Source organism: Pelagibacterium halotolerans, from assembly GCF_044811015.1.
In the GTDB taxonomy this organism is placed as follows: domain Bacteria; phylum Pseudomonadota; class Alphaproteobacteria; order Rhizobiales; family Devosiaceae; genus Pelagibacterium; species Pelagibacterium halotolerans_A.
In genome coordinates this window covers 1,891,215-1,915,548 of sequence record NZ_CP085243.1, presented here as the reverse complement: position 1 = coordinate 1,915,548, position 24,334 = coordinate 1,891,215, and the positions used below count along the sequence as shown (strand labels likewise).

Annotated in this window: 19 protein-coding genes and 1 tRNA gene; 8 read left to right on the top strand and 12 right to left on the bottom strand. The window is 60.2% G+C overall.

Annotated elements, in window-relative coordinates; genetic code table 11:
- Nucleotides 1-51 precede the first annotated feature (51 nt).
- Genes yidC through rpmH form a run of 3 tightly spaced genes read right to left on the bottom strand, consistent with a single transcriptional unit; the run spans nucleotide 52 to nucleotide 2,396 of the window.
- Entirely contained in the window at nucleotides 52-1,878 is a 1,827-nt protein-coding gene (yidC, locus tag LG281_RS09360) for a membrane protein insertase YidC (RefSeq protein ID WP_404399981.1), read from the bottom strand.
- Nucleotides 1,871-2,242, bottom strand: a complete 372-nt coding sequence (gene rnpA, locus LG281_RS09355) for a ribonuclease P protein component (protein ID WP_404399979.1) — start codon at nucleotides 2,240-2,242, stop codon at nucleotides 1,871-1,873. Before rnpA ends, yidC begins: the two co-directional genes overlap by 8 nt.
- Nucleotides 2,243-2,261: 19 nt before the next feature.
- The gene (gene rpmH, locus LG281_RS09350) at nucleotides 2,262-2,396 is read right to left on the bottom strand and encodes a 50S ribosomal protein L34 (protein ID WP_127073147.1); all 135 of its coding nucleotides are present in this window, start codon (nucleotides 2,394-2,396) and stop codon (nucleotides 2,262-2,264) included.
- Between the two features lie 219 nt (nucleotides 2,397-2,615).
- Between rpmH and LG281_RS09345 the strand changes: the two genes are divergently transcribed.
- The 6 genes from LG281_RS09345 (at nucleotide 2,616) to LG281_RS09320 (ending at nucleotide 9,573) form a co-directional block, all read left to right on the top strand.
- On the top strand, nucleotides 2,616-4,061 hold the full coding sequence (locus tag LG281_RS09345) for a dihydrolipoyl dehydrogenase family protein (protein WP_404399977.1): 1,446 nt from the start codon (nucleotides 2,616-2,618) through the stop codon (nucleotides 4,059-4,061).
- Nucleotides 4,062-4,383: 322 nt separating this feature from the next.
- Nucleotides 4,384-5,808 (top strand): ATP-binding protein, encoded by a 1,425-nt coding sequence (locus LG281_RS09340; RefSeq protein ID WP_404399975.1) that lies wholly within the window; start codon nucleotides 4,384-4,386, stop codon nucleotides 5,806-5,808.
- Between the two features lie 166 nt (nucleotides 5,809-5,974).
- Nucleotides 5,975-6,051: transfer RNA gene (locus LG281_RS09335), tRNA-Arg, on the top strand.
- A gap of 369 nt (nucleotides 6,052-6,420) precedes the next feature.
- On the top strand, nucleotides 6,421-6,999 hold the full coding sequence (locus LG281_RS09330; protein ID WP_404399973.1) for a transglutaminase-like cysteine peptidase: 579 nt from the start codon (nucleotides 6,421-6,423) through the stop codon (nucleotides 6,997-6,999).
- A gap of 669 nt (nucleotides 7,000-7,668) precedes the next feature.
- Nucleotides 7,669-8,469, top strand: coding sequence for a sugar transferase (locus tag LG281_RS09325; protein ID WP_404399971.1), 801 nt, complete (start codon nucleotides 7,669-7,671; stop codon nucleotides 8,467-8,469).
- Nucleotides 8,470-8,514: 45 nt separating this feature from the next.
- Nucleotides 8,515-9,573 (top strand): UDP-glucuronic acid decarboxylase family protein, encoded by a 1,059-nt coding sequence (locus LG281_RS09320; protein ID WP_404399969.1) that lies wholly within the window; start codon nucleotides 8,515-8,517, stop codon nucleotides 9,571-9,573.
- Between the two features lie 37 nt (nucleotides 9,574-9,610).
- On the opposite strand, the gene LG281_RS09315 is transcribed toward LG281_RS09320, so the two are convergent.
- The 8 genes from LG281_RS09315 to LG281_RS09280 form a co-directional block, all read right to left on the bottom strand.
- Complete coding sequence (locus LG281_RS09315; RefSeq protein ID WP_404399967.1) at nucleotides 9,611-10,717, bottom strand: glycosyltransferase family 4 protein; 1,107 nt, start codon at nucleotides 10,715-10,717, stop codon at nucleotides 9,611-9,613.
- Nucleotides 10,714-11,673 (bottom strand): glycosyltransferase, encoded by a 960-nt coding sequence (locus LG281_RS09310; protein WP_404399965.1) that lies wholly within the window; start codon nucleotides 11,671-11,673, stop codon nucleotides 10,714-10,716. The genes LG281_RS09315 and LG281_RS09310 overlap by 4 nt, the downstream gene beginning before the upstream one ends.
- Nucleotides 11,639-12,988 (bottom strand): O-antigen ligase family protein, encoded by a 1,350-nt coding sequence (locus LG281_RS09305; RefSeq protein WP_404399963.1) that lies wholly within the window; start codon nucleotides 12,986-12,988, stop codon nucleotides 11,639-11,641. The genes LG281_RS09310 and LG281_RS09305 overlap by 35 nt, the downstream gene beginning before the upstream one ends.
- 6 nt (nucleotides 12,989-12,994) lie before the next feature.
- Complete coding sequence (locus tag LG281_RS09300) at nucleotides 12,995-14,242, bottom strand: lipopolysaccharide biosynthesis protein (protein WP_404399961.1); 1,248 nt, start codon at nucleotides 14,240-14,242, stop codon at nucleotides 12,995-12,997.
- A gap of 193 nt (nucleotides 14,243-14,435) precedes the next feature.
- Nucleotides 14,436-14,783, bottom strand: a complete 348-nt coding sequence (locus tag LG281_RS09295; protein WP_404399959.1) for a hypothetical protein — start codon at nucleotides 14,781-14,783, stop codon at nucleotides 14,436-14,438.
- A 246-nt stretch (nucleotides 14,784-15,029) separates the two neighbouring features.
- Complete coding sequence (locus LG281_RS09290; RefSeq protein ID WP_404399957.1) at nucleotides 15,030-17,231, bottom strand: GumC family protein; 2,202 nt, start codon at nucleotides 17,229-17,231, stop codon at nucleotides 15,030-15,032.
- Nucleotides 17,231-18,658 (bottom strand): O-antigen ligase family protein, encoded by a 1,428-nt coding sequence (locus LG281_RS09285; protein WP_404406570.1) that lies wholly within the window; start codon nucleotides 18,656-18,658, stop codon nucleotides 17,231-17,233. Before LG281_RS09285 ends, LG281_RS09290 begins: the two co-directional genes overlap by 1 nt.
- 15 nt (nucleotides 18,659-18,673) lie before the next feature.
- On the bottom strand, nucleotides 18,674-19,360 hold the full coding sequence (locus tag LG281_RS09280; RefSeq protein ID WP_404406568.1) for a hypothetical protein: 687 nt from the start codon (nucleotides 19,358-19,360) through the stop codon (nucleotides 18,674-18,676).
- 486 nt (nucleotides 19,361-19,846) lie between these two features.
- Between LG281_RS09280 and LG281_RS09275 the strand changes: the two genes are divergently transcribed.
- Nucleotides 19,847-21,541, top strand: a complete 1,695-nt coding sequence (locus LG281_RS09275; protein WP_404406689.1) for an ABC transporter ATP-binding protein — start codon at nucleotides 19,847-19,849, stop codon at nucleotides 21,539-21,541.
- A gap of 43 nt (nucleotides 21,542-21,584) precedes the next feature.
- On the opposite strand, the gene LG281_RS09270 is transcribed toward LG281_RS09275, so the two are convergent.
- Nucleotides 21,585-22,631, bottom strand: coding sequence for a dipeptidase (locus LG281_RS09270; RefSeq protein WP_404406566.1), 1,047 nt, complete (start codon nucleotides 22,629-22,631; stop codon nucleotides 21,585-21,587).
- Nucleotides 22,632-22,760: 129 nt separating this feature from the next.
- Between LG281_RS09270 and LG281_RS09265 the strand changes: the two genes are divergently transcribed.
- Complete coding sequence (locus LG281_RS09265) at nucleotides 22,761-23,963, top strand: endonuclease/exonuclease/phosphatase family protein (RefSeq protein WP_404406564.1); 1,203 nt, start codon at nucleotides 22,761-22,763, stop codon at nucleotides 23,961-23,963.
- The last annotated feature ends 371 nt before the right edge of the window (nucleotides 23,964-24,334 follow it).

The window sequence follows — 24,334 nt, the reverse complement described above, 5'->3', positions numbered from 1 at the left end:
GGCTCAAAGAAAAAGGGCCGGCGGACCGGCCCTTTTGGGTTCCTTTCGGGCTTATTCGGCGGCATTGGGCTTCTTGCGTTTGAAGCTCGCCAAGATGTTGCCGAACAGGTCGACCTCGACCCCGTGCCGCTTCATGATCACCCATTGCTGCACGATCGAGAGGAAGTTGTTCCACGCCCAGTAGATGACGAGGCCAGCGGGGAAGGTGCCCAGCATGAAAGTGAAGATGACCGGCATCCAGGCAAAGATCGCCGCCTGCGTCGGATCGGTCGGGGGCGGGTTCAGGCGCATCTGGACCCACATGGTGACGCCCATGATGACCGGCCAGATGCCGATCGCAAGGAAGGGGCCGATAACCGGGATAACTGTCGGGTCGTACGGCAGAAGGCCGAAGAGGGTGAAGATATGCGTCGGATCGGGCGCCGCAAGATCCTGAATCCAGCCAAAGAACGGCGCGTGGCGCATTTCGATGGTGACGAAGAGCACCTTGTAGAGCGAGAAGAAGACCGGAATCTGGATAAGAATCGGCCAACACCCCGCGATCGGATTGATCTTCTCGGTCTTGTACAGTTCCATCATCGCCTGCTGTTGAGCAGTGCGGTCGTCCTTATACTTCTCCTGGATCTCCTTGAGCTTGGGTTGGACCCGCCGCATGTTGGCCATCGACGCGTAGCTCTTGTTGGCCAGCGGGAAGAAGACCGCCTTGACGATGACGGTAACCGCCAGGATCGCGAGGCCGAAATTGCCCAGAATCTGGTGCAGGAACCGGATGAGGTAGAACATGGGCTTGGTGATGAAATGGAACCAGCCCCAGTCGATCAACAGGTCGAACTGACGGATGCCGTAGCCTTCCTGATAGGATTCGAGGATCGATTCGACCTTCGCGCCGGCAAAGGCCTGGCTCGTATAGTCGACCGTGCCGCCAGCCGGTATGGCGAGTGCGTTCTGCGAAACGAAATTCGCGCGGTAATCGTCGCCGCCATTGGCGCGGGTGGAATGGAAGAAGCGTGCGTTGACCCCAAAATCCTGATCGGGAATGATCGCAGTAGCCCAGTATTTATCGGTGAAACCCAGCCAGCCGTCATCCGTGGTAACGTCCCGCGAGCCTTCGTCACGAAGGTTCTGGTAGGTCATCTCGATGAGATTGCCATCGCCCAGAACGCCGATCGGGCCCTCATGGAGAATGAAGAAGTTCTGCGTATAGGGCGTATAAAGCCGTGCGACGCGGGAATAGGGGTAAAGGTGTACGTCGCTACCGGACGTATTGGTAATGCTTTGCTCGATGGAGAACATATAGTTCTCGTCGACCGAGATCGTGCGGCGGAAGGTGAGGCCCTCACCATTGTCCCAAACGAGAGTCACCGGTGTCTGGTCGGTAAGCACATCGCCCTCTTCGACCCGCCAGACCGTATCGGCACCCGGCAGCGCGATATCGGTGTTCGCGGGCGCGATCAAACCCTGCTCAAGATAGTAGGGTTCAGGCGAACCGGCCGGGGAAAGGAGCGTGATACGCGGGCTGTCGGGATCGGTGGTTTCCCGGTACTTCATCAGACGCAGGTCGTCGATACGCGCGCCGGTCAGATTGATCGAGCCAGTCAGCGACTCGGTCTGGATATTGACCCGTTCCGAAGCCGCAATCGCCGCGTCGCGGCTTTCGAAGCTCGCGATGTCGGAGGATCCCGAAGGGGCTTCGCCCGCCGAGCCTGCTTGCGGTGCGGCCACGTCCGCGCTTTGCTCGGCGGCCTGCTGCTGGGCGGCCAGTTCGGCCTGCTGCTGCGCCTGCTCGAGCTGCGGCCCGGCTATGAAAATCTGCCATCCAAAGAGCACGATCATGCTCAGGACGACAGCCAGGATCATGTTGCGATTGTTTTCATTCATGGTGTTTTCGGGTCCGCTGGGCCGGGGCGTTTACGCGTTCGATCGAAGTACAAAGGCGTTCGACAAGCGCGGCAAAGGGTTCATTTAAGCTCTCGCGCCGGCCGATCAAGACATAGTCGTATCCGCTTTTGAAGCGGTCATGACATACATCGACGGCAGCACGGAGCCGCCGCTTGATCCGGTTGCGCTCTGGCGCATTGCCGTTTTTTTTCGTCACCGTATATCCCACGCCGGCGCCTGGCTCGGCAACCGCAACCGCCTGCAACACAAAGCCGCGCCCGGCAATCTTCTTGCCCCGCGCGGCTCTGATAAATTGCGCCCTCTTTTTCAGGCGCCTGAGCGGAGATGCCGGTGCCTCCGGCATGGGAACCGGACGGCTTCGCTTACGCAGAGAGCCGCTTGCGGCCCTGCGCGCGGCGGCGGTTGAGGATCTTACGGCCGTTCTTGGTGGCCATACGGGCCCGGAAACCGTGACGGCGCTTGCGCACGAGATTGCTCGGCTGAAAAGTACGCTTCATTGCTTATTCTACCGCGCGCGCCGCGCGCGATCCTCTTAAAAGACAAAAGATGATCCGAATGTCGAATGCCCGCGCCATGGCCCGAAAACGGACCTGGCCGCAGGCAAGGTTGCGCGGCTTATAAGAAAAAGGGGGGCTAAAGTCAATCAATCCCGGTCGCGATATCGCCCATACTGGTCAGCATGCGTTCGCGGCGCTAAAAGCGGGGAAACCGGGCATATGAAGCGGGGACAATTCTTGGCCGAAACGATCAGGACCGATCTGTGCATCATCGGCGGCGGGCCGGGTGGGCTGGCCGCGGCCAAGGAGGCGCGGGCGCGGGGCGCCGGCGTCGTGCTCATAGAAGAGAACGCGTTAGGCGGCATCGCGCTCAACTGGGGCAGTCTCGCGGCGCATGCGACAGCTGCGGCGGCGAAACGGGCGCATCAGATGCGTACCGCCCGTGACCTGGGGATCGGGGCCGAGGAGCCACGTATCAACTTCGCAAGGCTCAACGCGCACATCAATGCGGTGATCGCGGCGGCTGCGCCCGAGGCAAGCGCGGAACATCTCTCGGCCGACGGGATCATGGTTCTCCACGAAACCGGCAGGTTCGTCGACCGGCGCACCCTCAAGGCCGGCGAAACCCTTGTTCGCGCCCGCCGTTTCATCATTGCGACGGGGTCCCGACCTTTTGTCCCCGATATTCCGGGGTTCGACGCGGTTCCGTTCCACACGCCCGAAACGATTTCCGATCTCACCCGCAGGCCTGGCCACCTGGTTGTGCTTGGCGGCGGAGAGACCGGACTGGCACTCGCGCAATCCTATCTCCGGCTCGGTGTTCCGGTGACGCTGATCGACAATCTCGATCCTCTGGGAGATTGCGACGTCGAACTGCGCTCCATCGTCCTGCGCCGGCTTATGGCCGAAGGGCTCGACGTGATGCCCAATACCGGGGTGGTTTCGGTTCGCGGGAATGAGGGCGACATCGCCCTCACGGTCAAAACCGGGGCGGAAGAGCGGGACATTGGCGGGACGCATTTGCTCGTCGCCACGGGCCGGCGCCCCAATATTGCGGCGCTTGGCCTCGATAAGGCCGGCATACGGGCGAGCGCCGGGCAACTCGCGCTCAACGCCTTCGGGCGTACGTCCAACCGCCGCATCTTTGCAATTGGCGCAGCCGCCGGCGATACTTATTCGGTGCACGCCGTCCGGCACCGGGCGCACCGGACGGTTTCCCATGCCCTTGATGGCATGTTCGCCGCACGACGGAAGCCGGCGATCCCCCATGTCGTATATACCGACCCGGAAATCGCGCAGGTCGGGCTGACCGAAGCCGACGCGCGGCAACGGCACAAGACGCGGTTCACCGTCACCCGCTTTCCTTTTGCCGCCATAGATCGTGCTCGCGCGTTGGGAGAAATCGAAGGGCACGTCAAACTCATCGTTCACGAAGCCGGCCACATTCTCGGCGCCGGGATCGTGGGGCCGCAGGCAGGCGAACTGATCACGCTTTTCGCACTGGCGATTGCCAGGCGGCTGACGCCTTACGATCTCCAGCGTCTTGTCATCCCGCATCCGGCGCTCGCTGAAATCGTTTCTGCTCTGGTAGAGACCTATGCCGAGATCTATCCTGAACCGATCTGGCGACGACGGATGGCAAATCTGCTGGGCCTTGTGCGGTAACTGCATTGGCGATTTCAGGTTTATAGTGTCGGTCGAATGCTTAGGGCGTGTCATCAGTTATGGATAGGGGTTTGATTTTGCATAAATCGTTCAATGCCAAGTGTTTTCCCGCGGCGCAGGGGCCCTCCCTTCGCTAGGGGAAACGCGCCGGCAGTGGGCGATTTATGCAAAACCCTCCGGGCGGGTTATAGTCCGGCCCCTTGTCGCGAAAAATCCCGCTTGTGGACGTTGGTCCACGGCGCGGTATTTTCCACGAAAGTTGCTCGGACTATGACCCGTCAAACCTCTATCCATAACTGATGACACGCCCTATGGATTGCATATGACCGATCGCGTTCGTGCAGGGCATTTCTGGGGACTGTCGTTCAAGCTGATCGCCGTGATTACCGGCGTCATCCTGCTTGTCGAAATCGCGGTCTTTTTCCCCTCACTCGCCAATTTCCGGGCCGGCTGGCTCGACGACCGGCTGCGTGTCGGTGGCGTCGCGGTGCGGGTTTTCGATGCCGTGCCAGACGTGATGGACCTGCCGCTCGAAATCACCGAGCCGGTCCTGCAATCGGCTGGCGCGCTCGCCATCGTCTACAGGCGCGAGGGGCAATCGGATCTGATTTCGCTCGACGCCGCGACGATGCCGGCGGTGGCCCACACCGCCGATATGCGCGACCGCAATCCGTTCAAGCTGATCGCCGACGCCGTCGATACGCTGATTTTCGGAGGTGGACGCACGCTGCGCATCGTGGGCGTGCCGCCGGGGGCCGGGGATGTGGTGGTCGAGGTGATCATGCCCGAGAGTCCACTGCGGGCGGACATGATCGACTACGCGAGCAATATCGCCGCGCTTTCGTTGATCATTGCGGGGGTCACGGCCTTCGTCATTTACGTCTTTGCCGAATGGCTCCTCATCGGCCCGATCAGGAGGCTGACAGGCGCCGTCCTGGCCTTCGGACAGAACCCTGAAAATGGAACGTTGATCATCGTACCTGACGAGAATCGCAAGGACGAGATCGGCGTGCTTGAGCGCGAATTCTCCCAGACCCAGGAAGAGCTGTTCACCATGCTGCGTCAGCGCCGGCACCTGGCCGACCTCGGCCTCGCAGTTTCCAAGATCAATCACGACCTTCGCAATATGCTCACGTCCGCGCAATTGCTTTCCGATCAGGTCGCGACGCTCGACGATCCCAAGGTGCAAAGGCTCGCCCCGCGCCTCGTCAACACGCTCGACAAGGCCATCGAATTCGCCCAGAGCGTGCTCGACTATGGCCGCCAGCAATCGCGTGCGCCCAAGCCGGTGCCCGTCGATCTACGGGCGCTGGGCGCCGAGGCAAGCGTTGCCGCAGGGCTTGCCGCGCATCCGTATATCGCGTTTGACAATCGCGTCCCTGATAATCTCGTGGTGACGGTCGACCCCGATCACTTTGCACGCGCCTTCATCAACATCTTCAAAAACGCCCGCGAGGCGCTGGAGGCCGCGGGGGATGCGATAGCCGCGCCAATGGTCAGTTTCTCCGCCGAGCGTAGCGAAGCGACGCTCAGGCTGACCCTTGCAGACAACGGGCCCGGGCTTCCCCCGCGAGCGAAAGAAAATCTCTTCGTGGCGTTCAAGGGGTCGGCACGCTCCGGAGGTACCGGCCTGGGGTTGGCCATCGCCCGCGAACTGGTCGAGGCCAATGGCGGGACCATCGCGCTCGCCGACGTGGAACGAGGTACCGCCTTCGTCATCGAGCTCCCTCTGAAATCCATGGGATAAGCGCCAAGCCGACCCGTCCGGGTTTTCGGTTGGGCTCTAACTCGCATGAAATTTCATCGCAAAGATTGTGTGACCAAGGCTTGCAATAGCGAACAAGCCGTTATAAGCGTTGCGCCTGCCGATCGGGGGTTGACCTCCTGATGCGATTTTTCCATATCGGCAGCACGCGCTCGTAGCTCAGCTGGATAGAGCACCAGACTACGAATCTGGGGGTCGGGAGTTCGAATCTTCCCGAGCGCGCCATTTCCTTTCCAACCTTTCGCACAATGGCATCATGGGTATCCGTCCGTGGCGGTTACGGCTTTTCCCGTTCGATAGCGATCCAGTTTCGCTTCGAGCCGATGGGCTATAGTTGATTCTATCCCTCAAATTTAAATGCGCGCCAAGTTCATGTGCGCAGGGGAAAGTTTTAGCAGGAAATGAGCTTCGGATTTCACAATCTCGCCGAAATTGCTCCTAGAAAGAGCGTTCCATCGACTGGCTATTCTGTTTTCTGTGGATTGCCGATGATCGGGCGAGGGCGCGTTTATCTAAAATAGTACTGAAACCCTCAGAAAATTTAAAGGAATTGGCACGCATAGTCGTTCCCGACGATTTGGCGTGGAGGCAGCAATGCGGATTGTATCCAAAATCGTTTCGGTGGCGTGTGCTCTGTCAGTGCTGACGGCAGCCTTGCCCGCACAAGCGATTGTTCTGGGGCGCGGGCAAGGCGATTTCGGTCCGCTAGGCCGAGTATCGACAGGTGGGGCCTTTGCGGCGCCGATGGGTTTCCAGATATTTTGTTTGCGAACACCGCCCCGTTGTACGGCGGCAGCCAATATCGAGGTCAGTCTCACGTCCGATTTATTCGAATTGTTGGAGCGCGTGAATCGCGAGGTCAACGGTGCCATTCGGCCGCGTGTCCGCGAAAGCCAGATTTGGGAGCTGGGCGCGCGCGTTGGCGATTGCAAAGACTACGCGATGAATAAATGGAACCGGCTGATCGAGATGGGGGTGCCTGCCGGTGCACTGCGTCTGGCGATCGGTTACACCAAAGATGGCATCGGTCATGCGGTCGTGGTTGTTCGCACAGCGCAGGGTGATCTCGTTCTCGACAATCTGACGAACGAGATTTTGGCCTGGAACGAAGTCACTCATGACCTCATCGCCATGTCGACAAGCAATCCTCGCCGGTGGACGGTCGTGAGTTGATCGCTGTTGTACCAACCCCCGAGGGTGTCAATGCGGCCGGAACTTGCTCTGTTGCGTACGCGCCAGGCGTTCAGGTGCCAAGCCTAGGGCGATGCTGATGTTTGCAAGCCTGTTCATATCGGGTTTTCTTCAGGTATTCGCCGGAGGTGCCGCTTTGCTGGCGGCCGGTGCCGTTCTGCTTGGCGCGTCCCTTCTGACCGCGTCTTTGATCGGCGTCCCGTTGGTCACCTTGGTATGCGCGCTTATCGCATTCAACCTCGGTTTGGGTGTCGCCCTGATTGCGCATACCCTTGCGGCCAGGCAATCCTAAGTCCGGCATGCCTATTTGAGTGAGCCGAGCATGGCCATCTCGTGCGTCTAGCGCATGGTCAATTCGCCCCCTTGTCGCACGAGATCGACAGCCCCCCCTCTGCGCACGCTATCATCGCGTTTTCGTGATTAACCGATGTGTTCATTGAGCACGGTTATGAAGTCGTTCCCTCATAAAAATAGGAGATAGCCGGTCAGGTTAATAGGCGAAGTCAAAGTTGATGTAATAGTTATATGATTAGTTGCTCAAGTTATTTTGATATGCAAGTTCGTCAATTTGTGGTATTTAAATTAGTATGGTTAGTGAGTTGTTAAAGGAGCTTGCTAATCAAATTGAAATAACATCGCGGGAGAAAAACCGTGTCGGGGGACGCAACAGCGGTCCGCAGGTCAAGTTTACCTGCGGTGCCGCTGACTAGTATCCATAAGACCTCCGGCGCCACTTCGGAAACAGCCCTAAGAAAGCATGCCCGACTGGCGCAATTGTCGGAATCGGGATTGCCGATAATATATATCGGCGATCAGCCGATGGAACCGGCCTTAACCGGGATGCGGATCGTCCAATTTGCGATCAAGCGGTTGCTTGATATCTGCCTCGCCGGACTCGCTCTTTGTGTGCTTGGACCGTTCCTGCTCGGCATTACCATTGCTATTCGCGCAACCAGCAAGGGGCCAGCTGTTTTCCGCCAGGTGCGCGAAGGCCGAAACGGCCGGCACTTCACCATCTACAAGTTCCGCACGATGTATATCGATGCCTGTGACAGGTCGGGTGTCGCCCAGACCGTTACGAGCGATCCGCGGGTTACGCCGCTTGGCGCCGTGTTGCGCCGGAAAAACATCGACGAACTGCCCCAACTTCTCAATGTGCTGCGTGGCGATATGTCCCTTATCGGGCCAAGGCCACACCCGGTCGGAATGCTGGCCGCCGGTAAGCTCTATCGGGATCTTGTTCCCTATTACGATCTTCGGCTTGCGATGAAGCCCGGTTTGTCGGGCTGGGCGCAAGTATCGGGGTTGCGCGGTGCGACCGTTAACGAGGCGCCCGCCCGCGCGCGAATTGATCATGACGTCGCCTACATTCAGAACTTCTCCGTTCTGCTCGACCTCAAGATTATCGCGCGCACGATTTTCCAGGAAATGCGGCGTGGGACTGGCGATTAAAGTAAGTGAGTCATTCGCGGAAGCGAGAAAGTGGAGTTGAGTGCCATGAAAGAGGGATACAATATAAAGCGCATCCTGGTCACAGGTGGGGCGGGTTTTATTGGGTCGCATCTTTGCGACCGGCTTTTGCGCGATGGGCACGAGGTGCTGTGTGTCGATAACTTCTTCACTGGCAGCAGGGCCAATATTGCGCATCTTTTCGGGCACCCCCGATTTGAAATGATGCGGCACGACATCACGGTGCCGCTCTATGTCGAGGTCGACGAGATATACAATCTGGCTTGCCCGGCTTCGCCGGTTCACTATCAATTCGACCCGGTGCAGACGACGAAAACGAGCGTCATCGGTGCCATGAATATGCTGGGGTTGGCCCGGCGGCTGAAGGCGCCCATTCTGCAGGCCTCGACCTCGGAGGTTTACGGGGACCCCTATCAGCATCCGCAGTCCGAGACCTATTGGGGCAACGTCAACCCAATCGGTCCGCGGGCTTGTTACGATGAAGGCAAGCGCTGCGCGGAGACGCTCTTTTTCGACTATCGCCGCAAATACGGGATGCCGATCAAGGTTGCCCGCATTTTCAATACCTACGGTCCGCGCATGAACGTCGCGGATGGGCGCGTCGTCTCCAATTTCGTCGTGCAGGCTCTGCAGGGAGAAGCGCTGACGCTCTATGGCGATGGCGAGCAAACGCGCTCGTTCTGCTATGTCGACGATCTGGTTGACGGACTCGTCCGGTTGATGGGCACCGAAGACTCGATTACCGGTCCCATAAACCTCGGCAATCCGTCGGAGTTCACCATCAAGGAACTGGCAATTGCCGTCACCAGGATCACGCGCTCCGGCAGGAAGCCTGTCAGGCGTCCGCTGCCCGTAGACGACCCCAGACAACGCAAGCCCGATATCGGAGCCGCCAAGGCTTTTCTCGGTTGGGCACCCAAAGTGCCGTTGGAGCAGGGACTCGAGGCCACGGTGGCATATTTCAGGGACATTCTGGAGGTGCCCGAGACGTTGCCCGCCGTGCCCGCGCTCACCGTCGAGGGTATCTTCACCGCAGCCCAGGTCACGCCGCAGACGTATAGCGCGGCAGTACAGTCTCTCCGGTAAACCGCGCGGCTCCCGAATAAAGGGGGCCGCCTTCCATTCATTTCCGCGCTGCGCGCGCGTAGCACTTGGCCGTCTGGCTGGCTATGCTGTCCCAGCCGTACTTCCCTATGACGAAATCTCCATTGTCGGCATACTGCTCGGTCAGCGACACGCGGTGAAGGATCGCCGTCGCCAGCGTATCGCGCAGGCTGGTTACGCTGTCCCGTTCGCAGATCAAGCCGCGATAGTGCCCGGTATCATCCGCGATGACCTCGAGATTTTCGGGCAGGTCACTGACGATGACCGGCAGGTTGTGGCCAAGGGCTTCGATCAGGGCGACCGGCAGGCCTTCGAGAACCGAAGGCAAGACGAAAAAGGCCGCATTTCCGAAAAGGTCGTTGAGGGCATCGCCATAAACCGGTCCGGTGAAAACGATCCTGTCGTCACCGGCTGCCAAGCCGGAGAGTCTTGCCGTCGCCTCGTCACTCCCGCCGCCGACTATGACCAGCTTCATGTCGGTTTCGAGCTGACGGAAGGCTTTGACCAAGACATCGACGCGTTTGCATTCCACCAGCCTGCCGACGAAAATGAAATAGCCTTTGGGCGCCAGCCCGAGCGCCTCTCGCAGATGATCGTCGCCCGGAGCGTCGTTCACCGTCGCGCCGTTGGGAATGTAATCGAGAGATTTCCGATAGCGCTTTTCCAGATCCGATCGCATGGATTGGGATACGCAGATAACGGAATTGGCGTAGCGCACCGACATCTTCTCGCCGAACCTGATGTAGCTGCGCGCCAGAAATCCCCATTTTTCGCGCAGATAGTCGAGCCCGTGGCACGTTACGACGACCGGCCGCCGGAACAGTCTGAAAAGTGCGGACATGACGCCCGGGCCAAGTGCGTGGAGGTGGACGACGTCGTACCGCCGCCAGAGCGCATGCAGGCTGGCGAGCATCGAATAGATCACCATCTCGGTGTTCTTGCCGCGAACGGTCGGGATGTAGACCAATCGCATGCCCTTGTAGGTTTCCGCAGGACGGCGCCCCATGCAGTAGATCGTGACGTCGTGACCGGCCTTGGCCAGCCGCGTCCCGATCTCCTCGACGGCCAGCTCGATGCCGCTATAGTTCGCGGGCAGTCCGCGCAACCCGATCATGGCGATCTTCATCTGGTTTCCTTCTCCCCGTCTATCGCATCGCCGCGGGCGCGCGAGCGGTCGCGCACGAGCCGGGATACGGCGCGTCCCGGCGACAACGCGGCCCCCGCCAACAGGTTCAGATGTCCTGAAATCCTGCGGCCCTCGGCAAGCTCTGCAATAGCTATTCTGTATTGCCGCAGGGCCATGACATCGAACTTGTCGGCAAGACGTTTCCAAATCGGCCGGGTCCGGATCATGTCGAGAAACGCCGCGTAGCTGACTTCGCTTTCGCCCACCTGCCGGCGGTGTGCGCAGTCCCGCGCGTAGGCGATGCCGATCTCTTGTTGTTCGAGGTGCTTTAGCGAAACGTTGCCCGCATGATAGCGGTAGCCGTAGAGGTCCTGATCGAGATTCGCCATGCGGCCGATCTCGCTGAACCTTAGGAACATGTCCCAGTCCTCGCCCATGCCGCGTACCCGATAACCGCCAGCGGCCCGCATCGTTTCGGTTCGCGCCATGATCGCGCCGTGGATGATCGACAACTGGCCGTTTTGCAGTCCTGTCCGGATATCGGGATGCGCCAGCGGGAGCCGGGGCGAAATCGCTTTTCGGCCCGACTGCCCGAAATAGTGGAACTGGCATCCCACCATGGCAATGCCGGGACTACCGGCCAGGAATTCGTATTGAAGCCGCAACCGATCCCGATGGCATAGATCGTCAGCGTCCATGCGGGCGAATAAAGGTGTTTTGCACAGGTCCAGGCCGCGCTGCAGGGTGGCGCCCAATCCCAGGTTCTTGCCCGAGGGCGCAACCCTTAAGCGTGGATCCTGTATCGCGTTGAGATAGGCGAGCGAACCGTCCGTGGATCCGTCGTCGAGCGCGAGGATTTCGATATCCTCGAGTGTTTGGTCCAGAAGACACGTAACGGCGTCCCTGAGATAGGGCAGGCCGTTATAGACCGGCAGAAGAACGGTAACCCTGGACATCCTGACCATCCTGAACGTGTGACTGTCCGAGCAGCCGCGCTTCGCGGACCTGCTTGCGGACCACCAACAACTGGGCGATGAAGGCCGCAACGAACGGGCCGAGATTAACGACAAAACCCGAGTCCAGCGCGGAGAACGCGAGGATCGGGCCGCATATCCCGATCGGCGCGACACGGGCGTGCATACGCAGGGCCTTGCTTGGGAGTGCGAGCCGCAGCGACCAGTAAAGGAGCGAGAGAAGGCACAGCGTCGCCATGATCGCGCCCGGAATGCCCGTCTCGATCATCGCTTGCAGAACAAGGTTGTGGGCATGGACGACGCCCTCTCCCCAGTAACGCCCCATAAGCGGATCGGCGCGCAGCGAACGGAACCCTTCCCCCCACCAGCTCGCCTGCGCACGTTCCAGAGCGAGTTCATAGATCGAGGCGCGTCCGGTGAGCGACGTGAAGGTATCGACCGACTGGCCGCGCAGAAAATAGTCCACAGCTTCATCGACGGCGGCGGGCATGAGGATCACCGATAGCGCCAGGGCACCGCCTGCCAGGAGCATGAGGTGGGTTCGCCCCTTGAGGATCATGACGATCACGAGCCCGAGGCCCATACCCGCAATCGCCGTCCGGCTGACCGTGGCGAGGACGGTCACGAGCAGAAACACGAACAGCAGCCAATGGCCTGGCGTCCGGTCGTTCCGGTCGTTGGCGAATGCCGCAACCGCGCCCATGGCAGCGACCACGGAAAGCTGGCTGGGGTGTCCGATGGCCGTCGAGAGTCGCCAGATTTCACCCGGAGAGCCGCCGTACCGGATGTACATCTCCTCGGCGCCCACGATCCAATCCATGCCGAACGTCAGTCCGGCCTCGCCAAAAGCGACAAGGAGCCAGTTGAGCGCGGCGTAGGCGGATATCCAGTAAAGCAGCCGTTTTGCCGACAATCCGACGGAGGCAAGCAGCACGATGAAGACGGCGATCTGGAACACATAAAAGGCGCTGAAGGCCGGGGAAATCGAATAGACGACGCTCACACCGGCGAAAACCATGAAGCCAGCGTACCAAAAGGCGGGCCCGCCATCGAAAAGCCACCAGGCCGTCCTTCTGCGAATGGCGAGCAGCGCGGCAATGGCTCCGAAGATCAGCCATGATCCGATCTGGAACGCGACTTGTGCGTCGATTGCGTTATGGCCGACAAGAGCGTCCACATCGCGCGTGCGGAACGATCCGAAGGTCGCGATCATCCAAAGGAACAAGAACCAGCCGAAGACGCCCGTCGCGGCGGAGCGGGGCGGTCTTTCTGTCCAGGTTGGCTTGGCTCTCTGCATGCCGCCTCAACCCCTTGTGACGTGCCAGAAGGCAACCGTTCTGATGAGGGCTGCGAGGAGGTCGCCGGCCAGTAATGCGATTGCGGCGCCGAGCAGTCCGAGCCCGTCGAAGAGCATGAAGGTCACAACGGCGGTCATGAGCAATCCGGCCACGTTGGCCAGGGCGTTCCATGCGGATCGATGGACCGCCCAAACCGAGACGTAAGCTGCCATCGCAGCCGACCGGATCACAGCGGCAAGAGCCAGGATCGTGATGATGGCCTGGAGGCCGCCAAACGCTTCTCCATAAAGCAGAGCTAGCAAAGGCCCGCCGAAAAGCGCCAATGGCACGGCGAGCGGGAGAACGACGAGGGACAAACGGAGCGCCGTCGTCGCTGTATAGTGCCGAAGTGCGCTTGTGTTCCCTTCGCTCGAAAGGAGTGCAGCCTGCGGCATGACGGCATTAGCCAGACCCTGTGTAAGCGGGTTTGTGAGCATGACAAGCGTATGGCACGCTGCAAACTGGCCGATATGCGACGGCGTGGCCAATAGCGCGAGCAGCCAGGGCGCGGCATAGAGCTGCGCGATGAACGTGCCCAACGCCAGCAAATTGCTCGAGCCAAGCCGAAGGTGGACTTTCAGGTGCTCCCGCCATGCTGGTAATGCCGGGCGCAATGCCGGTCCCGCACGTCGCCACCAAACCCAGATCCCGACAATCTGAGCGACGAACGCGCCGATAAGGATCGCGGCGAGGGATGTGAACCTGGTCACGGCAAGCAGCCCGAGCCACGCCACATGCAGCACTGCGATCGCCAGATCAAGCCCCAAGGCGAATGCGGGCCTGAATGTCGCCATCCAATAGCGCCGTGCAAGCTCACGGGTCAGAACCGCCGGTATCCAGAGCGCAGCGGCAGCCAGCGGCAATGCGAGTGCAGGGGCGTTGAAATATGCGTATGCGCTCGCGGCGACAATCGAAATGGTGACAATCGTGACGAGGATGCCGTGATGTATGAAGACATTGCCCAGATATTCCGGCTTGCGCGCCTCGGAATATTTGTGGATCAGCGACGTCATCGGGGCGGCGATCAGAGATTCCGCGGTGCCGATCAGAAACGTCAGAACAGTGAAGATGAGGATATAGATGCCGAGGTCGCTTGCACCCATCAAACGGCCAATGAAGACCGTAGTTACGAAATTCGTTCCACTAATGACAGCCTGATCGAGAACGGAAATGGACCCACGCGACCGGGCCATCGTAATTACGGACGGTCGCATGAGGACTTTCTCTAGCATGCCAGGAGCGCCTAATTTTTTAGGTCCACCGATGACATTCTAGACACGCAGTTGAGCGCCAAGAAGCGTATGTCGAATATGTGATTAATTTCGGAGGGCCGATAGTGGTGCGGCCACCCTCTTGGGCGGCCGCGCGTTGATGCTACTTTGCCAAAGCCGACTTGGCGCTGAGATCCTAGTTCGCGCTCGCGAAGGTCGGCACGCCGATTGCCGCGACCGGAATTTCGTTACAGGTGGCGACCGCATCGATAAGGTCGAGAACCTGCTGAGCCAATACCGGATCGCTGATAGAGTCCGCGAGAATGGTGAGTGCCGCAACCTCGATAGGGTTAGGCGGATTGCACACGCTTTCAAGCACTCTCAGGGCGATGAAAACCGCAGCATCCACCAACTCACCATCCGCTTCGTCAGTCGGTAGCGCACCAACGACGGCAGAAGCGTAGGTCTCGGTTGCTCCCTCGCACAGCCCGACCGTCGCGGCCTCGGACAAGCATCCCGCATCAATTCCGGAAAGATCAGGCATGGCAGTAACTTGCGCCTGCGCTGCTGTAGTAGAGCCGATTAAAGCTGCAACGGACAGGGCCAGGAATTTTGACTGAATACCCATTTGTCCACGTCCCCAAAAGGTAAGCATAAATTAAACTAAGAAAAAATGATGAATTAGTCAATGTTTATACGTACGTAATGTATGCTGTTTCGTTCACGAAGCTGCGATAATTACGAGCCCGTCTCGGAGCCCGTTCGAGTTTTCGGTTGGGCTCTCGGGCCTTCAGAGTTCCTGGTAGTAACTCGCATAGCGGCTGCCATAGCTCGATTGGCCGCGTTCTTGTTGGTTCAGAACGACCGCCATTTCCGCGTCGCGTCTACAGGATTCACGAAGCACGTCGACCGCGTTCCGTACATCGGTCTGACCGGTGCTGGCCCATTTGACGACGAGAACGAGATGGTCGGCATATTGCGCTAAGTGAGCGCTATCGACCACCGGCAGGATGGGAGGGGCATCGAGGACGATGACATCGAAGCTTGCTGCCGCTGCCTTGATCAGCTCTTCAAAGGCTCTGCCCTGAAAGAGCTGGTCCGCAGGCGCTTCGAGATATCGCGCGCCTGTGAGTACGCTAAGGCCGGTTTTCGCATCCTCGAAAACGGCACCGGCGAGCGTATTCTGGTCGACGGTTCCCGAGAGATATTCCCGCAGGCCGTGCGCGGGCGCCATATCAAGTTGCCGGTGTATGGCGGGTTTTCTCAGATCACAGTCGATGATGATCGTCTTTTTGCCCGACAGCGCGTATGTCCTTGCGAGCGACAACGCGACAGTCGTCTTTCCTTCGGCGGGAAGAGGGGAGCTGACCATGACGACCGCACCTTGCCGGGCGCCTTGGAGAGACGGATTGGCGGCGCGGCTCCGGGCGCTCAAATGCCGGTCGATGCCCGCGCGGAGCCTCCGGATCGCCTCGGAATAATGCGACAGGGGCGCGGCAACGACGACATCGGAAACGGATTTCATATCGGTCCCGGGGAGCTGTTTTTGGCGCGGTATTTCCGCAAGAACCGGAAGCCGAAGGATCGCCTCGGCCTGGACCTTTGACGTCAGCCCGCCGATGTAGTTCTCATAGAGGAAGCCCAGCCCGACCCCGAGCCCCAGTCCGCCAAGAGCCGCCAGCGCGAGCATCAGGTTCGTATTGGGAAAACTCGGCGTACGCGCGGGCAGTGCACGGGAGATGATCCGGCTGTCTGCGATCTGCAGATCCGTCTGCACGCCGAGTTCGAAACTCCGCGACAAAAGCGTTTGATATTGCGACCGCGCAAGCTGGGCAGCCTGCTGAAGCTCGTAGAGGCGCGTGAGCATATCGATCGGCAAATCGCTTGCGAGCAGGTCCGAGCGGATTTCTTCCCGCAACCGGCTTTCGGAGCTTTCGAGTTCTGCGGCGGTACTCGAAAGCGTATCGATTTGTGTTCTTACTCCTTGTTCAAGCTCGGCCTCGATTGCGGCGAGTTCATTACGAAGATCGATTGCAGCCGGCGAAGCGGCGTCTGCGTCCGCGAGCAGTGCAGACAATTGCTGGCGTTGCGCATCGAGCGCCGCAAGGGCCTCGTTCTCAAGAGCGGTAACGGTCGCTTGCAGGTTGCCCGCGTCCATATGGCGGTTGACGTTGCGCAGCAGGACCGTGGTTGCTTCGCGTTCAGCCGAAACCGAAAGGAGTTCGGCGCGCAGGCTTTCGACGCTACTGCCGGCCTCCGCCGCGAGCCGCTCCAGATTTTGCGAAACGAAGGCGTCGAACGCTTCTTCCGCCCGGACGATGGCATTGCTCGCTTCGGCCAGACGGGCTTCGAGCACCGCCTGGGATGCCGAGACAGACTCGATCTTGGTGCGCACTTGCTGGGTGATGTAGGCCTCCGCCAGCGCGTTGGCCAATTCGGCCGCGCGATCCGGATCCTCGGACTCGACGGTGACGTCGACGAGATAGGTGATCCCGCGCCGCCGTACGCTCAACGCGTCCTCGAAATTCTCAACGACGTCGCGCAGCGCGATATCGCCGGCCGGCAAGTCAGGATTATCAATGCGCAGGAAGGAGAGTATGCGGTCGCGCAACCCCAGCTTTACCCCGAACTCCGGATCGGAAACGAGACCATGCTCCTGGATGACGGCAAGCAGATTGCCTTGGGAGCGGATGATCTCGACTTCGCTGTCGACGCGCGAACTCTCCGAGGACCCGTTCGCAGTCGTAGCGGTGGGATCGAGCAGGTTCTTGTTCGACGGGTCGATGAAAAGCAGCGCCGAGGAAGAGTAGCGTGGCGTGAGCGAAAGGACGACAACGATGGCCAACCCGAGGACGACGACGAACGTTCCGATGATCAGACGCTTCTGGCGGCGCAGCAAGGCGAGAACGCCACGGAGGTCGATACCGGGTTCGTCCATTGGCGCTCCGTTCATGGCGTGCCGCTCGGAATAGGTGTCCGGCGCGTGCAGCATCACCTGTCCTCCCCCTGACGCCTGTAGTGCGATACGCCAAGCCCCAGGATTGCGAGGAGGAAGAAGGTGTTGGCCTGCATTTCCAGGCTGAAATCGACGGTCGAATGCACCGCGCCGACGACAAGCGCGCCAAGAGCCATCAACGGCAGCCACCAGTCGTGTTCGCGCCGCCGCACGAATTGCGCGCACCGCCATCCGATGACGAGAAGGATGATCATCGGAAGGGAACCGAACACCACGCCCATTTCGCTCCAGAGGCTCAAATAGGTGGAATGGGCGCGGTCCCAGACACGGTCCGGACTTACCGGCAAGGCATGGAAAAGCGGGTAGGCGACTTCGAACGTGCCTCCGCCGAAGCCGAGCCAGGGCCGTTCGCCGATCATCCGGATAACCTGATCGTAAAGGGCAACGCGGACGTCGAGATCCCGCTCGGCGCTTCCGAGCCGCTCAAGAGTTCCGGACCCGAAAAGAAAAAGGGCCGCAACGCTGAGCCCCAGGGTCATTCCGATGCCAAGGAAAAAGGCATCCTTCCGGTGCGACCAAAGCTTGAGCCCGACCACCAACGCGCAGAGCGCGCAGCCGATCGCTCCGGCCGCAAGACCCATGCGCGAGCGGGTCGCCACGAGCGCGGCCGCGATGATCGCCGTACCGGTCAGATAGAGTGCGACGGCGACGAGGTTTTCATTGGTGCCACGCCGTCCGTTGCCGGCAAAGAGCGCGCGGAATGCCGAGACGAGCCCGATGACCAGCCCGAACGCAAGAAAGGTCGCATAGGAATTGCGGTTCACAAACGTGCCGGTCGCGGAGCCCTCATAAGCCCATTTTTCGAAAAACAACAACGGATCATCGAGTTGGGTGACCGCAAGAAGTCCGTAGGCTGCATGAGCGCAAACGATGATGAATACCGCGCGGACCATCGAGGTCGCACGCGCCCGATTTGCGGCAATTTGCAGGACGAGGAAGAAGAAGACCCCATATGTCAGCATGCGCAACGCCATGAGCACCGTCGGCCCCGGTGCGACGCTTATCGTCGCTGTCGAAATCTCCGCTCCGTCCTGCGTGATAAAGCGTGTGCTGTTCCAGATATCTCCGAGTGGCAGGATCTGGACGATGAGAGCTCCCAAAAACGCGGTCCAAAGAACGACAATGCCCGCGTGCTGGCGCACGGAAATCCGCCAACCCTCGCCTGAGCGGATCATTGCCACGGCATAGACGAGGGCGATAACGCCGACGATGACGGCATTCGTCGCCCAGAAGAATGGCCGGTTGGCGCCAAGGGGGATGGGGACGAGGAACAGGAAAATAGCCAGCGCGACCGACAGCGCTATATTGGCCCTGGTCTGACCGCGTCCAGCCGTGCCTGAACTGCTGCGCGCCGCCGGGGGCATGGTGCGGATCGAGATGGTATTGAAGGAGGAAGCCGACATGTCTCCGATCCTCCGCTAGAGCGCCGCCGCCACGGTCCGCACGTTCTGCACGAAACGCTGCTGGATCGCGGGGTCGAGTGTTTCGACAACAGCGGTTATGCGCTCTCTGAACGCTTCGTCGTTGACATAGCGCAAGGCGATCGAGGCGACGCCACGCTGCGACGCTGCGAGCAGGCCAAGGTCCGACAGGTGCAGCGCACGCGTGACGTCATCGAGCCGCTCGAAATTTTCCTCCGCGAGCGCGACACGCACTTCGGCGATCCATTGTTCGGTCGGCCCCGTGCGTTGGGACATGGCGAGCCAGCGGTTGGCGGCGTCGATATCGCCGGCCTGGAAATATAAGAACGCGCCGGCATACCAAGCATAGCTGTCTGTCGGCATTGCCGCGACGATATCTGTCATGAGGGAAAGGCACCTTTCCCGGGCCTGTGCGAGTGGCTCGGGCTTCCGCAATGTCACACGCAATCCACTCAGGGCACCCAGGCACACATCGGTTGCCACGCGCATACCATGGATCGATACCGGGAGTGCAACCTCATCGGTTCTCAACCGTTCGAACCGGTCATTGCCAGACCCGGCACCCCAGAAATACGGCGCCGCTTCAAGTCGTGCCAGACCCCCCCCGGAGACGATCAGAACCAGAGCGATGGCAAGCAGGGTCAAATGCCCAAGATGACGCGAAAGCACTTTGGTTATCACCACTTTTGAGCTTTCTTGGAACGTTAATTTTGAGTTAATTGCTAGTAGCCGTCAACAAGTTGTGAAAACGCAGTTTAACATTGAGTGCGGACAATATCTGTTCAATTTCCCGCGCTTTGGCATTGTCAGTCCCATGATCTGCCAAAAAACGCCGGTCCGGAGTGTGTCGAAGACACCATGCTGCTGAACGTCTGTTCTCCCCCGGTTGTCCATGGCGCGATTGCCGGTCATAATACCAGCTCAACATTGTGTACCCGCCAAGGGAGAGCGAAATGAAAGCGGCCATGTCCAATCAGAAAGGAGATATCGACAACAAGGACATGAAGCTTCATGTACATTCCATTTTCATTGGCGAGGACGCGCGATGGTGCGCAAGGTAAACATTTCCTAGCCAGATTTTTCAAACGACGGGCCAAGGGCCCTTCCTGCGCTTCGCAGAACCGGCGCGTTGCGCGTGCGCGGAAATTTCTCTCCTATTATCGACCCCACCTGCCGCTTCTGGCGGCGGACCTGGCCTGCGCGTTTCTGGTCGCCGCAACCGCGGTAGCGCTACCGGTGTGTGCGAACTACGTCACCACGCGATTGCTCGATCTGCAGGAGACGCCGGACGCCATCGGGCAGATTCTCATTATGGGCGGCATCATGCTTGCCATTCTGGCCGTACAGGTGCTGGCGATCTTCTTCGTCGACTATCAGGGCCATGTCATGGGCGCCAAGATCGAGGGCTCGGTGCGCAAAGAGCTCTTCGAGCACTGCCAGAAGCTCTCTTTCAGCTATTACGACCGCCAGAGGGTTGGGCAGCTCATGAGCCGGATCACCAACGATTCCCTGTGGCTGGGCGAGCTGTTCCACCACGGGCCGGAGGACCTCTCGATCGCGGCACTCAAATTCATCGGCGCAATGCTGGTGCTTGCGTTCATCGATCCGGTGCTGACGGCGTTGATCGCTGTGCTCACGCCGTTCGCGGTCGCCTATGCGCTCTATTTCAATGGGCGGATGAATCGCGCCTTGCAAAAAAGCAAGGAGCAAATCGCGAGCGTCAACGAGCGGGTGGAGGATGCTCTCGCGGGCATCCGTGTGGTCCAGTCGTTTGCCAACGAGTCGCTCGAGACCAGGCGATTCGAAAAGGAGAATGCCCGTTTCGTCGCGAGCCGGCGCGACGGATATAAGAGCGAGGCGTACTTCTCGGTCGGCGCGGAAATCTTCGCGCAGCTCGTCATGGTTCTGGTGATCGTTGTCGGTGCCGTGCGCATCCTCACCGCAGGTCTATCGGTAGCCGACATGCTGACGTTCCTTTTGTGCGTCGCTGTGTTGGTCGATCCGGTCCAGCGCCTCGCAAATTTCGTACGGCTCTGGCAGGAGGGTTATACCGGCTTTGTGCGGGCGATGGAGTTGCTGGAGGTTGCGCCCGATATTGCGGATCGGCCCGGCGCCGTCGATGTATCTCATATGAATGGGGCCATCAGCTTCAAGGATGTCAGCTTCCGCTATGAGGACGAAGGTCCCGATGTGCTGCGCAACCTCTCGCTCGACATCGCGCCGGGCGAATTCGTGGCACTGGTGGGGCCTTCCGGCGTGGGCAAGAGTACGCTGTGCGCGCTCATTCCGCGCTTTTACGATATCCGCTCGGGCACCCTCACGATTGATAGCTGTGACGTGCGGGACATGATGCTCGCTTCGCTGCGCCGGGGTATCGGGGTCGTACAGCAGGACGTCTATCTGTTCAGCGGTACGGTGGTGGAAAACCTGCGCTATGGTCGTCCCGACGCGACCGATGAGGAGGTCGTAGCGGCGGCCAAATCGGCCAATGCGCACGATTTCATCGTGGCTCTGCCGAAGGGGTACGATACCGATATCGGTCAGCGTGGCGTCAAGCTCTCGGGCGGGCAGAAGCAGCGCCTGACCATCGCCCGGGCGTTCTTGAAGGACCCCGCGGTCCTGATCTTCGACGAGGCCACCAGCGCGCTCGACAATGAAAGTGAGCGGGCCGTGCAGCAGGCATTGCTCGGGTTAGCACGTGGGCGGACGACGATTGTGATTGCGCACCGGCTATCCACGGTGCGCAATGCCGACAGGATCCTCGTCTTGACGCAAGACGGTATCGGGGAAGAAGGCACGCATGACGCACTGATGGCCGCTGACGGGCTCTATGCGGCGCTGCATAAGGTGCAGGCCAGCATATAGCCGACGTGGTAGGGCTCGCCTGGATATTCCCTGTAAGTCCTTTTCAATCGATGGCTCTCAAGAGGATTCTCATCCAGTTTTCGAAAGCGATTTTTTCAAAAAGCGCGGCGTCGTAGCCATGCTGCGCAAGAAGATCGAAGAGCACCGGCAGCTTCTGTGCCGATCCAATCGCCTCGGGAATGAGCGCGCCATCGAAATCCGACCCGATGGCAACGCGGGTATCTCCCAGACGCTCGATGAGATAGTCGAGATGACGGATCAGCAGGCCGATGTCGGTGTCCGCGCGCATCTGGCCGTCCGGACGCAGGAAAGCGGTAGCGAAATTGAGCCCGACAATTCCGTCGCTCTCGCGGATCGCATCGAGTTGACGGTCGGTGAGGTTACGCGGCACGGGCGAAATCGCGTGGGCGTTCGAGTGTGTTGCGACCAGCGGTGCGTCAGAAAGCGAGGCGACGTCCCAGAAGCCTTGTTCGTTAAGGTGCGAAAGGTCGATCATGATGCCAAGCCGGTTGCACGCCTTGATGAGGCGCTTTCCGGCATCGGTGAGCCCCGGGCCAGTGTCGGGCGATCCAGGAAACCGTAAGGGCACGCCGTGCCCAAAGATCGTGGGGCGGCTCCAGACCGGGCCGAGCGACCGTAGGCCGGCGTCGTAGAGCGTTTCGAGATAGGCAAGATCGGCATCGATAGCGTCGGCGCCTTCGAGATGTACGACGACTGCTAGCGATCCCCGGTCTCGGGCGGCGCGGATATCGGTCGTGCTGGTACAGATCGATACGGCGCCGTCCGAGCGCTGGGCAACGGATTTGATCAGCGCAAGCTCAGTCTCGACAACGGTTTGCGCAGCTTCACAGTCCATGGGCGCGGGCAGTGGGATGTCGTAGGTTTCGCCTGAGAGTGCGGCGAGATCGAGCCTTTCGGGCGAGGGCACATAGAGTGCGAACAGGCCGCCGACGAGTCCACCGGCCCTTGCCCTGGGCAGATCGATGTGCCCCTGCTCGGTGCCGTTGAGGAACTCCTCGACCGGATCGCCCTTATCCTGAAGAAAAAGGCGCAAGGCGACATCGTTGTGACCGTCGAATACGGGAATCATGGGGAATGCGTCCGGAAGGCGGTGATGGTGGCGCGGAGCGTACGGGCGGCGTGGCGGCATGGCAAGCCACTCTCCCGCCATGAGTGCGACCTGCTGCTCTTCGGACGACCAGCCACGGAGGCATTGGAAATGGCACGTTTGCCGGTCTTGATTGCCAGTACGCTTCTTGCCTTAGCAGCGCCCCTCATCGCGCAGGAGCCTCCTGCGGATGGCTCGATACGCATCGCGACCTTCAACGCCTCGCTCAATCGCGCCGAAGGGGGGCAATTGGCGGCGGAACTTGCCAATCCGAATGTCGTCCAGCCCTCGCGGGTGGCTGAAATCATCCAGCGAGTCGACCCGGATGTGATCCTGATCAACGAGTTCGACTATGACGAGACCGGCGAGGCGGCGGGGTTATTCATCGAGAATTTCCTCGGCCGAAGCCAGAACGGCGCCGAGCCCTGGGAGCCGGTAGCGATTTTCAGCGCCCCTTCGAATACCGGCATTCCCACCGGTGTCGATCTCGATCGCGATTCTGTACCCGTAGGCCCTGGCGACGCCTTCGGCTTCGGCCATTTTCCCGGGCAATACGGGATGCTGATTGTGTCCAAGCTGCCGATTGCCCAGGATGAGGTGCGGACATTCCAGACATTCCTCTGGCGTGACATGCCGGGCGCCCGGTTGCCCGACGACCCCAATACGCCCGCGCCTGCGGATTATTACGATAGCGAGACGCTCGAAAAGTTCCGGCTCTCGTCCAAGAGCCATTGGGACGTGCCGGTCGAAGCCGGTGGCACGACTGTTCACCTGCTCGCCAGCCACCCCACGCCGCCCGTCTTCGACGGCCCGGAAGACCGCAACGGCACACGTAACGCCGATGAGGTGCGGTTCTGGATCGATTATGTCGCAGGGGCCGGCTATATCTACGACGATGCCGGACAAGCCGGTGGCCTGGCCGACGGCGCGTCTTTCGTGATCCTTGGCGACCTTAATCTCGATCCCAACGATGGCGACGGAATACGGGCGGTCGGCGCCCGGTTGTTGGGCGCTGAACGGGTGCAGGACCCCATGCCGACGAGCGAAGGCGGGGCCGAAGCCGCCCAAGTGGATGGTGGGATAAACGCTGAGCACACGGGCGATCCCCGGCTCGATACGGCGGATTTCGCCGATGGTGAGGACAATGCCGGTAATCTGCGCGTGGACTATGTACTGCCCTCCGACGACCTTGTCGTGACCGCCTCCGGTGTGTTCTGGCCGAGATCCGACGATCCGCTCGCCGAACTGCTTGGTCCCGAGGATGCGCGGACATCGGATCACCGGCTGGTCTGGGTCGATATAGCGTACCGTTAAGCAGGTATTGATCCCCGCGGAATACGGCAGCTCTCCGCGCGAAGGTCGGGATGTTCTTGTCGGTGAGGCTGTCCGATCCCGTGAGCGCCCCATGCGGAGCGCGATTTATAATGGCTTTGAAAAGAGCTAAGGCGCGCGGGGGAGCGGCGGTTTGCTGTAGTGCGGGCTGGAATTCGATTGGGAAACGGGCAGAGGGGCCTATTGTGGCGAGAAGGGCGGCATCCGCATGATTGGTGAGCACTCCGCGCGGGCGTGCCCGCGGCAGGTGGGGGTGCCTCACTCGGAGTGGTGTCGCGACTCGCTGATGCTTGAAGCGCCTTCCTTCATTTTGTGTTCCATTGACGGCTCAAAATTGTGATGGTAACGTTCCC